The organism is Pseudomonas psychrophila (assembly GCF_001043005.1).
GTDB classification, from domain to species: domain Bacteria; phylum Pseudomonadota; class Gammaproteobacteria; order Pseudomonadales; family Pseudomonadaceae; genus Aquipseudomonas; species Aquipseudomonas psychrophila.
The window spans coordinates 535,884-547,993 of the sequence record NZ_JYKZ01000001.1; the positions used below are offsets into that span (position 1 = coordinate 535,884).

Genomic DNA, 12,110 nt, shown 5'->3' on the forward strand with positions numbered 1-12,110 from the left:
TTCACGAGCAGGCTCGCTCCCACAGGGGCAGTGTTATGCATCAAGGCACCAGAAGGTCCACAAACCGGTTAACCGGCATCGCTTCAAGCCGCGGCTGATCCTTGCACAGCGCAAAAATATCGGCACAACGCTGACCCACAAAACGCGTCGCCAAATTGGCCTTGAACTTGTCTTCGAGCAATGGAATCCCTTCAGCCCTGCGCCGGCGATGACCAATAGGGTACTCCACCACCACTTGCCCGGTCTGAGTGCCATCGGTGAAAAACACCTGAATCCCGTTGGCAATCGAGCGCTTGTCAGCCTCCAAGTATTCGCGTGTGTAGCGCGGATCTTCGATCACTACCATTTTTTCGCGCAACTGATCGATGATCGGATGCGCGGCGTGAAAGTCGTCCTCGTAGTGCTCGGCCACCAGGTTGCCAAAGGCCAGCGGTACGGCAGTCATGTATTGAATGCAGTGATCACGGTCTGCCGCGTTGGCCAATTTACCCTGCTTGGAAATGATCCGAATCGCTGATTCGTGGGTGGTAATCACGATTTTATCGATTTCGTGCAGGCGATCCTTGACCTGAGGATGCAACGTCACCGCCGCTTCGCAGGCGGTTTGCGCATGAAACTCAGCCGGAAAACTGATCTTGAACAGCACGTTCTCCATCACATAAGTGCCGTAAGGCTGACTCAGGCTGAACTCACGCCGGCCTTCGGGCTTGAGCGCCAGATCCTTGTTGGTATGGCTGAACAGCACATCATAAAAGCCCCACTGCGGGGCCGTCAGCACACCCGGAATACCCATCTCGCCTCGCAGCGCAATATCGGCAAGGCGCACGCCTCGGCTCGACGCATCCCCTGCCGCCCAGGATTTTCGCGACCCGGCATTGGGTGCATGACGATAGGTACGCAGCGCCTGACCATCCACAAACGCGTGGGATAACGCCGACAGCAGCTGTTCACGATTAGCCCCCATCAACTTGGCACAGACCGCCGTTGAAGCGACTTTAACCAGCAACACATGATCCAGGCCGACACGGTTGAAGGAGTTTTCCAGAGCAATCACACCCTGGATCTCATGGGCCATGATCATGGCGTCAAGCACAGCCCTCACTGTCAGCGGCGCCTCACCATGGGCAATACGCTTTTGCGACAGGTGATCGGCAACTGCCAGGATGCCGCCCAGATTGTCCGAAGGATGACCCCACTCAGCCGCCAGCCAGGTGTCGTTGTAATCCAGCCAACGCACGATGCAGCCGATATCCCACGCTGCCTTGACCGGGTCGAGGCGATACGACGTACCCGGTACCCGAGCGCCAAACGGCACCACGGTGCCCTCGACGATGGGCCCCAGGTGCTTGGTGCATTCCGGAAAACGCAGCGCCAGCAGGCCGCAGCCCAGGGTGTCCATCAGGCAGTTACGCGCAGTGTTAAGCGCTTCGGGGGAGGTGATGGTGTAGGTCAGGACATAATCGGCGATGTCCTGCAAAACCCGGTCATAGTCGGGGCGGTTGTTGAGGTCGACGTTGGCGCTCATGGGGTGCCTCCAAAGAGTGGTTAGGTGTCGTGTTCCATCCTCAGGGTCAGGGTCGTTACATGGCAGATCTGAATGCCTGCTCTGAAATAGACATGTCAATCAGCGGGAGCGGGCAAGCCCGCTCCCACCGGATTTAGAACGAATCGCCAGGCACCCGCACCCAGCCTTCCATCAACACCCGCGCACTGCGGCTCATGATGGCTTTGGTCACGGTCCATTCACCGTTGACCTGCTGCGCCTGCGCACCGACGCGCAAGGTGCCCGACGGGTGGCCGAAGCGCACGGCACTGCGCAATTCACCACCCGCCGCCAGATTGACCAGCGTGCCCGGAATCGCCGCGGCCGTGCCAATTGCCACGGCCGCGGTACCCATCATCGCGTGGTGCAACTTGCCCATCGACAAGGCCCGCACCAGCAAGTCCACATCCTGCGCTGCCACCGGCTTGCCGCTGGACGACACATAAGCCGCAGGGGGTGCAACGAAGGCAACCTTGGGCGTGTGCTGACGCTTGGCGGCCTCTTCAAGCGTGTCGATCAGCCCCATGCGCAGCGCACCGTGGGCGCGGATGGTTTCAAACATCGCCAGGGCTTTAGGGTCGCTGTTGATGTCGCTTTGAAGTTCCGAACCGGTGTAACCGATGTCCCGCGCATTGACAAAAATCGTCGGGATCCCAGCATTGATCATTGTCACGTTCAAGGTGCCAACCCCCGGTACTTCAAGGTCGTCCACCAGATTTCCGGTAGGGAACATCGAACCGCCCGCCCCCTCTTCATCCGCCGCCGGATTGAGGAACTCCAGCTGAACTTCGGCCGCCGGAAAGGTCACGCCATCCAGCTCGAAATCGCCGGTTTCCTGGACTTCGCCGTCGGTGATCGGTACATGGGCAATGATGGTTTTGCCGATATTGGCCTGCCAGATACGCACCACAGCCGTACCATTGCGAGGGATACGAGCCGCATCCACCAAACCGCTGCTGACAGCGAACGAACCCACTGCCGCCGACAGGTTGCCGCAGTTGCCGCTCCAGTCCACGAATGGCTTGTCGATTGCAACCTGACCGAACAGGTAGTCCACGTCGTGATCAGCGTGCAGGCTTTTGCTCACGATCACGGTTTTGCTGGTACTGGATGTGGCAGCCCCCATGCCGTCGATTTGCTTTTCGTACGGATCGGGGCTGCCAATCACTCGCAGCAGCAAGGCATCACGGGCTGCGCCCGGCACCTGAGCCACGGCGGGCAGGTCCAGCAGGCTGAAAAAAACGCCCTTGCTGGTGCCGCCACGCATGTAGGTCGCGGGGATTTTGATTTGCGCTGCATAGGCCATAAAACACAGTCCTGTTAAGGCCGGGGCACGTGGCCCCGGCGCAGTGATCAAACGGTGGCTGATTCCAGGAAGTCCTGGGCAAAGCGCTGCAAAACGCCACCCGCTTCATAGATCGAGACTTCTTCAGCGGTATCCAGACGGCAGGTCACGGGCACTTCGACACGCTCGCCATTTTTACGGGTGATCACCAGCGTCAGCGTGGCACGCGGAGTACGCTCGCCAATCACGTCATAGGTCTCACTGCCGTCGATCTGCAGGGTTTTACGGTTGGTACCCGGCATGAACTCCAGCGGCAACACGCCCATACCCACCAGGTTGGTGCGGTGAATACGCTCAAAGCCTTCGGCAGCAATGGCCTCGACACCCGCCAGACGCACGCCCTTGGCCGCCCAGTCGCGGGACGAGCCCTGACCGTAGTCGGCGCCGGCGATGATGATCAGCGGTTGCTTGCGATCCATGTAGGTTTCGATGGCTTCCCACATGCGCATCACTTGGCCTTCAGGCTCAAGGCGGGTCAGCGACCCTTGCTTGACCTTGCCGTCCTCGATCACCATTTCGTTGAACAGTTTCGGGTTGGCGAAGGTTGCCCGCTGGGCCGTCAAGTGGTCGCCACGGTGTGTGGCGTAGGAGTTGAAGTCGACTTCCGGCAAGCCCATTTTCGCCAGGTACTCACCCGCGGCGCTGTCGAGCATGATCGCGTTGGATGGCGACAGGTGATCGGTGGTGATGTTGTCCGGCAGCACGGCCAGCGGGCGCATGCCTTTAAGTGGACGCGCACCGGCCAACGCACCTTCCCAATACGGTGGACGACGGATGTAAGTGCTCTGCGGGCGCCAGTCGTACAGCGGCTCGACTTTCGGGCCGGTGTCTTCATGGATCGCGAACATCGGAATATAAACCTGACGGAACTGCTCAGGTTTCACCGATGCCTTGACCACTGCGTCGATTTCTTCGTCGCTCGGCCAGATGTCTTTCAGGCGGATCTCCTTGCCGTCGGCATCCAGGCCCAGCACGTCTTTTTCGATATCGAAACGGATGGTGCCAGCAATGGCATAGGCCACGACCAATGGCGGAGACGCCAGGAACGCCTGCTTGGCGTACGGGTGAATACGCCCGTCAAAGTTGCGGTTACCCGAGAGCACAGCCGTGGCGTACAGGTCACGGTCGATAATTTCCTGCTGGATTTCAGGGTCCAGTGCACCGGACATTCCGTTGCAGGTGGTGCAGGCAAACGCGACGATGCCGAAGCCCAGTTGCTCCAACTCATCGGTCAGACCGGCCTCATCCAGGTACAGGGCCACGGTTTTGGAGCCTGGCGCCAGCGACGACTTGACCCACGGTTTGCGGGTTAGCCCCAGCTTGTTGGCGTTGCGGGCGATAAGACCGGCAGCGATCACGTTGCGCGGGTTGCTGGTGTTGGTGCAACTGGTGATGGCAGCAATGATCACCGCCCCGTCAGGCATTTGCCCCGGCACGTCATCCCACTGGCCGGCGATACCCTTGGATGACAGATCGCTGGTGGCCACGCGGGCATGGGGGTTGCTCGGGCCTGCCATGTTGCGCACAACACTGGACAGGTCGAAGCTCAGCCCGCGCTCGTATTGCGCGCCTTTGAGGCTGTCGCCCCACAGGCCGGTGAGCCGGGCGTAGCTCTCGACCAGCTGCACTTGCTGGTCTTCGCGACCGGTCAGCTTGAGGTAGTCGATGGTTTGCTGGTCAATGTAGAACATCGCCGCCGTGGCACCGTATTCCGGGGCCATGTTGGAGATGGTCGCACGGTCGCCCAACGTCAGCGCGGATGCGCCTTCGCCGAAAAACTCCAGCCATGCGCCAACTACTTTTTGCTTGCGCAGGTATTCGGTCAGCGCCAGCACCATGTCGGTGGCAGTAATGCCCGGTTGCAGCTTGCCGGTCAGCTCAACGCCGACGATTTCCGGCAGACGCATCCACGACGCACGGCCAAGCATCACGCTTTCTGCTTCAAGGCCGCCCACACCGATGGCGATTACGCCCAGGGAGTCGACGTGCGGGGTGTGGCTGTCAGTGCCGACGCAGGTGTCCGGGAAGGCTACGCCATCACGGACCTGGATCACTGGAGACATTTTCTCCAGGTTGATCTGGTGCATGATGCCGTTACCCGGAGGGATCACGTCGACGTTTTTGAAGGCTTTTTTGGTCCACTCGATAAAGTGGAAACGGTCTTCGTTGCGACGGTCTTCGATGGCGCGGTTCTTCTCGAACGCTTCGGGATCGGTGCCGTCACGCTCCACGGCCAACGAGTGATCGACGATCAGTTGGGTCGGCACCACCGGGTTTACTTGTGCCGGATCACCGCCTTGCAGGGCGATGGCATCACGCAGACCGGCCAGGTCGACCAGCGCGGTCTGCCCCAGAATGTCGTGGCAGACCACACGTGCCGGGAACCATGGAAAGTCAAGATCGCGCTTACGATCAATCAACTGGCTCAGCGAAGCATTCAGGGTTTGCGGATCGCAGCGGCGCACCAGGTTCTCGGCCAGTACGCGGGAGGTATAAGGCAGGGTGTCGTAAGCGCCGGGCTTGATCGCATCGACTGCCGCACGGGTGTCGAAGTAATCCAGCCGGGTGCCCGGTAGTGTTTTGCGAAATTCAGTATTCATTGGCGTGGGACTCGATCACGGTAATTACAAAAGGGCAAAGGACTCATGTGGGAGCGGGCTTGCTCGCGATGCCGACGCTGCGGTTTATCAGTCAAACCGCGTTGATTCCATCGCGAGCACGCCCGCCCCCACCCTTCAGTCGGCTCTCTGCCTGCTTGATCAGCGACGCTCGATTGGCACGAACTTGCGCTGTTCTACGCCGATGTACTCGGCGCTCGGGCGGATGATGCGGTTGTTGGCACGCTGTTCGAACACGTGCGCCGCCCAGCCGGTCAGGCGAGAACACACAAAGATCGGGGTGAACAGCTTGGTCGGGATGCCCATGAAGTGATACGCCGATGCATGGTAAAAATCGGCGTTGGGGAACAGCTTCTTTTGCTCCCACATGGTCTTATCGATGGCTTCGGATACCGGGAACAACACGGTGTCGCCCACTTCATCAGCCAGTTTTTTCGACCAACCCTTGATCACTTCGTTACGCGGGTCGCTGTCTTTGTAGATCGCGTGGCCAAAGCCCATGATCTTGTCCTTGCGCGCCAGCATGCCAAGGGTGCCTTCCACCGCTTCTTGCGCCGAACCGAAGCGCTCGATCATTTCCATCGCCGCTTCGTTGGCGCCACCGTGTAACGGGCCGCGCAGCGAGCCGATGGCCGCCGTGATGCAGGAGTACAGGTCGGACAACGTCGATGCGCAAACCCGTGCAGTAAAGGTCGAAGCGTTGAACTCGTGTTCCGCGTAGAGAATCAGCGACACGTTCATCACTTTGACGTGCAATTCACTCGGCTTCTTGTCGTGCAGCAAGTGCAGGAAGTGGCCACCGATCGACTCTTCGTCGGTCACGCAGTTGATACGTTTGCCATCGTGACTGAAGCGATACCAGTAGCACATGATCGCCGGGAAGGCCGCCAGCAGACGGTCGGTCTTGTCCTGCTGCTCGGAAAAGTCTTTTTCCGGTTCGATGTTGCCCAGGAAAGAGCAACCGGTACGCATTACGTCCATCGGGTGGGCGTCGGCGGGAATGCGCTCCAGCACTTCTTTCAGTGCCTGTGGCAAATCACGCAACTTTTGCAGCTTGGCCGTGTAAGCAGCCAGCTCGGTTTTGGTTGGCAGCTCACCGTACAGCAGCAGGTAGGCCACTTCTTCAAAACGGGCATCGGCTGCCAGTTCACGTACGTCATAACCACGATAAGTGAGGCCAGCACCTTCCTGACCTACGGTGGACAGGGCAGTTTGCCCGGCGACCTGGCCGCGTAATCCGGCACCACTCAATACTTTTGCTTCGGCCATTGCGCTCTCCAATCTTGAATTTGTTAGGGATTCGGCAACTACTGGGTTCAATACATTCATCTGTGGGAGCGAGCCAGCTCGCGATTCAGGCAACACGGTTTGCCTGAAGCACGGCACTGATCCCATCGCGAGCAGGCTCGCGCCCACAGGATCAGTGTCCGGTTATTTCTTTGCCGCAAACAGGGCATCGAGCTTCTGCTCGAATTCGTGGTAGTTGATTGCGTCGTATAGCTCCATGCGGGTTTGCATGGTGTCGATCACGTTTTGCTGGGTGCCGTCGCGGCGAATGGCGGTGTAGACGTTTTCGGCCGCCTTGTTCATCGCACGGAATGCCGACAGCGGGTACAGCACCAGCGAGACATCGGCGCCAGCCAGTTGTTCTGTGGTGTACAGCGGTGTCGCGCCGAACTCGGTGATGTTGGCCAGAATCGGCGCTTTCACCCGATTGGCGAACAGCTTGTACATCTCAAGCTCAGTGATGGCTTCAGGGAAAACCATGTCTGCGCCGGCTTCAACACAGGCTGCGGCACGCTCCAGTGCAGACTCCAGCCCTTCAACGGCCAGTGCATCGGTACGCGCCATGATCACAAAGCTGTCATCGGTACGGGCATCGACGGCGGCTTTGATACGGTCGACCATCTCCTGCAGCGAGACGATTTCCTTGTTCGGACGATGACCGCAACGCTTGGCGCCGACCTGGTCTTCGATATGAATCGCCGCCGCGCCAAACTTGATCATCGACTTCACGGTGCGCGACACATTGAAGAATGAGGAGCCGAAACCGGTGTCCACGTCCACCAGCAGCGGCAGGTCGCACACATCGGTAATGCGGCGCACATCGGTCAACACGTCGTCCAGGCCAGTGATACCCAGGTCCGGCACCCCCAAAGACCCGGCAGCGACGCCGCCACCCGACAGGTAGATCGCCTTGAAACCGGCGCGCTTGGCCAGCAACGCGTGGTTGGCGTTGATGGCGCCTACCACTTGCAAAGGATGTTCGCTGGCGACTGCATCACGGAAACGCTGGCCTGGACTGTTTTTATTGCTCATGACTCACCTCGTGGAGTGGCTGTCTGCTGGGCGCCGTCTTGATAGTGACGCGCAATATTGCGTTTCGAGGCGCCGATATGTCGGCGCATCAACAACTCGGCCAATTCGCCGTCGCGATCGGCAATGGCATCGAGAATTCGGTGGTGCTCGGCAAACGCCTGGTGCGGGCGATTGGGCGTGGCAGAAAACTGGATGCGGTACATACGCACCAATTGATACAGCTCCCCGCAGAGCATTTGCGTCAGGGTGCGGTTGCCGCTGCCCTGAATAATCTTGTAATGAAAATCGAAGTCACCTTCCTGCTGGTAGTAGCCGACACCCGCCTGAAACGCTTCATCGCGCTCGTGGGTTTCGAGTACCCGGCGCAAGTCGGCGATGTCTTCATCGCTCATACGCTCGGCGGCCAAACGACAGGCCATCCCTTCAAGGGACTCGCGAATCTCATAGAGTTCGATCAGTTCGGCGTGGCTTAACGACACGACCCGCGCCCCAACATGCGGGACGCGCACCAGCAAACGCTGGCCTTCAAGACGGTGAATGGCTTCGCGTAATGGCCCACGACTGATGCCGTAGGTGCGCGCCAGCTCAGGCTCGGAGATCTTGCTACCCGGGGCGATCTCGCCTTTGACAATAGCCGCCTGAATACGCCGGAACACGTTCTCGGAGAGGGTTTCCGAGTCGTCCTGGGTGATATGGGCAGGTTCCAGTGCTTGCAGCATATTGTCGACACCTTGAAAAACAATAGCGCCAAAACTAGCCATTTAGCGACAAGTAGTCAAAGAATAAATATATATTGTCGACAATCTACTAATACGACCTTAGTTTAATCGACAAGCCTTACGCCCGGCCCGAAGCACCCCGGCGCTGGCGCCATAAAACCATCATGTTAGAATGCCGACCGCATCAGCCCTGCCCCACCCATAGGGCAGCCGCACGAGGAAACTTGCTCTGTACTGCCAGTGCCTTGAACTGAAGATTGCAAGAGACGTGCCCCGATTTATGAAATTTCCCACCATCTCCATCCTCGCTTGCCTGCTGTGCGTACCGGGCTTAAGCCTTGGCGCCGAAAAAACAGTGTACGGCCTCAATGAATACGCCGAACTCGCAGGCATCGATTTGCAGGTGGCTGCCAAACTCGACACCGGCGCCAAGACCGCCTCTCTCAGCGCCCGTGACATCAAGCGTTTCAAACGTGACGGAGAGAGCTGGGTGCGCTTTTACCTGGCCATCGATGATGCTCACTCTCACCCCATCGAACGCCCGCTGGCACGGGTCAGCAAGATCAAGCGCCGTTCAGGTGACTACGATCCGCAGGCCGACAAGAACTACACCTCCCGCCCGGTCATTTCCCTGGAAATCTGCATGGGCAAGGCTTTACGCACCATCGAAGTGAACTTGACCGATAGAAGTGCGTTCCAATACCCGCTGTTGATCGGCTCCGAGGCGCTCAAACGCTTTGATGCGCTGGTTGACCCAAGTCTTAAATACGCTGCTGGCAAACCTGCCTGCGCCGCTAACGCTCAAACCGCAGAGTAATTGAAATGCGCGCTCTTACCCTTCACCTGAAAATCTTGATCACCATCCTTGTGGTGCTGGGCATTTCGATTACGGCCTACCAGATTTTTGCCCTTGGCATCCCCGTAACCGAGGATGCAACGGATGACCTCTGGAACATCGACGCCAAGGTTGAATTCGTCGCCAGCTCCAAGGATCCGGTCAAGATCCAGATGTTCGTACCGCCGCTGAACCGCGACTACGTCAGCCTGAACGAAAGCTTCATCTCCAATAACTACGGGGTGAGCGTCAACCGCGTTGATGGCAACCGCAAAGTGACCTGGTCCGCACGCCGGGTCAGTGGCAAGCAGACCCTCTATTATCGTTTGGTGCTGACCAAGCGTTACTCGGGCGACAAGACCAAGGTCAAGGGGCCGGTATTCCGTGACAGCATCGCCGTCGAAGGGCCGGAAAAAATCGCTGCCGAAGCTTTGCTCGCACCGATCCGCCAGCACTCGGCCGACGTTGAAACCTTTATCAGCGAGACTATCAAGCGCGTCAGCAACCCCAACGATGACAACGTGAAGCTGCTGCTGGCTGGCGATCCTTCGACTGCACACAAGGCTCAGGTCATCGAGTTGCTGCTATCGATTGCCCACGTACCGATGGAAAAGGTCCACACCATCCGCCTGGTGGCCGATCAGCCACAAAACCCTGAGTTGTGGCTGCGCAGCTTTAATGGCAACGACTGGTTGTACTTCAACCCTGAAACCGGCGAGCAAGGCCTGCCGTCTGACCGTCTGTTGTGGTGGATCGGTGACGAGCCAATGGTCACGGTCGATGGCGGCAAAAAACCCAACGTCACTTTCAGCCTGAATAACAGCGAAATGAACGCCATTCGCCTGGCCAAACTGACGGACGAAAACACTGACGCCAATTTCCTTGAGTACTCGCTGTACGGCTTGCCGCTGCAGACCCAGCAAACCTTCATGATCATGGTGATGATCCCGATTGGCGTACTGGTGATCCTGATTCTGCGTAACCTGATCGGCCTGCAAACCCTGGGGACATTTACCCCGGTACTGATCGCTCTGGCCTTCCGCGAAACACAGCTGGGCTTCGGGATCATCCTGTTTACCGTCATCACGGCACTCGGGCTGACGCTACGCTCCTACCTCGAGCACTTGAAACTGCAAATGCTGCCGCGTCTGTCAGTCGTGCTGACATTCGTCGTGATATTGATAGCGGCCATCAGCCTGTTCAGCCACAAGCTGGGCCTGGAACGCGGACTCTCGGTAGCATTGTTCCCGATGGTGATTCTGACAATGACCATCGAGCGCCTGTCGATTACATGGGAAGAGCGAGGTGGTGGGCACGCAATGAAAGTTGCAATCGGCACACTGTTCGCGGCCACCCTGGCATACCTGGTCATGAGCATCCCGGAACTGGTCTATTTCGTATTTACCTTCCCGGCAGTCTTGCTGATCATGGTCGGCTTCATGCTGGCAATGGGTCGCTATCGCGGCTACCGCCTGACCGAGCTGGTGCGTTTCAAAGCGTTCTTGAAGGCTGATTCCTGATGTTCGGCTTCTGGAAGACCTGGAAGGCCCTGGAAGCCAAGGGCATCATGGGCATCAATCGGCGCAATGCGGACTACGTACTCAAGTACAACAAACGCAGCCTGTACCCGATTGTGGATGACAAGATCATCACCAAGGAACGCGCCATCAAAGCCGGCATTCACGTGCCTGAAATGTACGGCGTGATCTCCACCGAGAAAGGCATCGACAAGCTCGACGAAATCATCGGTGATCGCAGCGACTTCGTGATCAAGCCCGCACAAGGTGCGGGCGGTGATGGCATTCTGGTGATCGCTGATCGTTTCGAAGACCGTTTTCGTACGGTCTCGGGCAAAATCATCAGCCATGAAGAGATCGAGCATCAGATCTCCAGCATCCTGACCGGCCTGTACTCCCTGGGCGGTCACCGAGATCGAGCGTTGATCGAGTACCGGGTTACTCCGGACCAGATCTTCAAAAGCATCAGCTACGAAGGCGTACCGGATATTCGCATCATCGTGCTGATGGGCTACCCGGTGATGGCCATGCTGCGTTTGCCGACCCGCCAATCGGGCGGCAAGGCCAACCTGCACCAGGGCGCCATCGGTGTGGGTGTCGATCTGGCCACGGGCCTGACCCTGCGCGGCACCTGGCTGAACAACATCATCAGCAAGCACCCGGACACCACCAATGCGGTGGATGGCGTGCAACTGCCCAACTGGGACGGTTTCATGAAGCTGGCGGCGGGCTGTTATGAGCTGTGCGGCCTGGGATACATCGGTGTCGACATGGTGCTTGACCAGGACAAAGGCCCGCTGATTCTGGAGCTCAACGCCCGCCCGGGCCTGAATATCCAGATCGCCAACGACTGTGGCCTGACCCTGCGTACCCATGCAGTCGAGGCTCGCCTCGAAGAGCTGGCAGCCAAAGGCATCAAGGAAACTCCGGAAGAGCGCGTGCGCTTTGCCCAAGAGCTGTTTGGGCATATTCACCAGCCCGATTAACTGCCCGTAGCAGCTGCCGAAGGTACGAGGCTGCGTTCGGCGGCGAAGCCGTCGTAAAAACTGAGGTTTCGATCTACCTGTCAAACTGAATACTCAGGTTTTTACGAGCGCTTCGCACTCGAACGCAGCCTCGTACCTTCGGCAGTTGCTACGAAGTTTTACGGCGCTCTCAGGCTGCAATCCACATAGATTTGCAGTCCTGCACAGGACTACAATCTGCACCCCGCT

Annotated in this window: 9 protein-coding genes; 3 read left to right on the forward strand and 6 right to left on the reverse strand. The window is 58.4% G+C overall.

The features are described from left to right. Window positions 1–40: 40 nt before the first annotated feature. The 6 genes from prpD to TU76_RS02560 form a co-directional block, all read right to left on the reverse strand. The gene (gene prpD / locus TU76_RS02535; protein WP_048351032.1) at window positions 41–1,525 is read right to left on the reverse strand and encodes a 2-methylcitrate dehydratase; all 1,485 of its coding nucleotides are present in this window, start codon (window positions 1,523–1,525) and stop codon (window positions 41–43) included. 133 nt (window positions 1,526–1,658) lie between these two features. Beyond that, entirely contained in the window at window positions 1,659–2,849 is a 1,191-nt protein-coding gene (prpF, locus tag TU76_RS02540) for a 2-methylaconitate cis-trans isomerase PrpF (protein WP_046808722.1), read from the reverse strand. 47 nt (window positions 2,850–2,896) lie between these two features. Beyond that, window positions 2,897–5,488 carry a Fe/S-dependent 2-methylisocitrate dehydratase AcnD gene (acnD, locus tag TU76_RS02545; protein ID WP_048351033.1) on the reverse strand — a complete coding sequence of 864 codons (2,592 nt, stop codon included), beginning with the start codon at window positions 5,486–5,488 and terminating at the stop codon, window positions 2,897–2,899. 159 nt (window positions 5,489–5,647) lie between these two features. Further along, window positions 5,648–6,775, reverse strand: coding sequence for a bifunctional 2-methylcitrate synthase/citrate synthase (prpC, locus tag TU76_RS02550; protein ID WP_048351034.1), 1,128 nt, complete (start codon window positions 6,773–6,775; stop codon window positions 5,648–5,650). Between the two features lie 162 nt (window positions 6,776–6,937). Continuing rightward, on the reverse strand, window positions 6,938–7,825 hold the full coding sequence (gene prpB, locus TU76_RS02555; protein WP_019827683.1) for a methylisocitrate lyase: 888 nt from the start codon (window positions 7,823–7,825) through the stop codon (window positions 6,938–6,940). Further along, window positions 7,822–8,544 (reverse strand): GntR family transcriptional regulator, encoded by a 723-nt coding sequence (locus tag TU76_RS02560; RefSeq protein WP_048351035.1) that lies wholly within the window; start codon window positions 8,542–8,544, stop codon window positions 7,822–7,824. Before TU76_RS02560 ends, prpB begins: the two co-directional genes overlap by 4 nt. Window positions 8,545–8,824: 280 nt before the next feature. On the opposite strand from TU76_RS02560, the gene rloA reads away from it, so the two are divergent. From rloA to TU76_RS02575, 3 genes are read left to right on the forward strand one after another with little or no spacing between them, the layout of a single operon-like run. Further along, window positions 8,825–9,361 (forward strand): retropepsin-like aspartic peptidase RloA, encoded by a 537-nt coding sequence (gene rloA / locus TU76_RS02565; protein ID WP_048351036.1) that lies wholly within the window; start codon window positions 8,825–8,827, stop codon window positions 9,359–9,361. 5 nt (window positions 9,362–9,366) lie between these two features. Next, a complete protein-coding gene (gene rloB / locus TU76_RS02570) occupies window positions 9,367–10,899 on the forward strand; it encodes an osmotic stress tolerance membrane protein RloB (RefSeq protein WP_019827686.1) in 1,533 nt (510 codons plus the stop codon). Continuing rightward, complete coding sequence (locus TU76_RS02575; RefSeq protein ID WP_048351037.1) at window positions 10,899–11,882, forward strand: alpha-L-glutamate ligase-like protein; 984 nt, start codon at window positions 10,899–10,901, stop codon at window positions 11,880–11,882. The genes rloB and TU76_RS02575 overlap by 1 nt, the downstream gene beginning before the upstream one ends. Window positions 11,883–12,110 lie beyond the last annotated feature (228 nt).

Coding starts and splice junctions, on each gene's coding strand:
- acnD (WP_048351033.1), bottom strand. CDS start 5,488: ATGAATACTGAATTTCGCAAAACACTACCGGGCACCCGGCTGGATTAC.
- rloA (WP_048351036.1), top strand. CDS start 8,825: ATGAAATTTCCCACCATCTCCATCCTCGCTTGCCTGCTGTGCGTACCG.
- prpF (WP_046808722.1), bottom strand. CDS start 2,849: ATGGCCTATGCAGCGCAAATCAAAATCCCCGCGACCTACATGCGTGGC.
- rloB (WP_019827686.1), top strand. CDS start 9,367: ATGCGCGCTCTTACCCTTCACCTGAAAATCTTGATCACCATCCTTGTG.
- prpC (WP_048351034.1), bottom strand. CDS start 6,775: ATGGCCGAAGCAAAAGTATTGAGTGGTGCCGGATTACGCGGCCAGGTC.
- prpD (WP_048351032.1), bottom strand. CDS start 1,525: ATGAGCGCCAACGTCGACCTCAACAACCGCCCCGACTATGACCGGGTT.
- TU76_RS02560 (WP_048351035.1), bottom strand. CDS start 8,544: ATGCTGCAAGCACTGGAACCTGCCCATATCACCCAGGACGACTCGGAA.
- prpB (WP_019827683.1), bottom strand. CDS start 7,825: ATGAGCAATAAAAACAGTCCAGGCCAGCGTTTCCGTGATGCAGTCGCC.
- TU76_RS02575 (WP_048351037.1), top strand. CDS start 10,899: ATGTTCGGCTTCTGGAAGACCTGGAAGGCCCTGGAAGCCAAGGGCATC.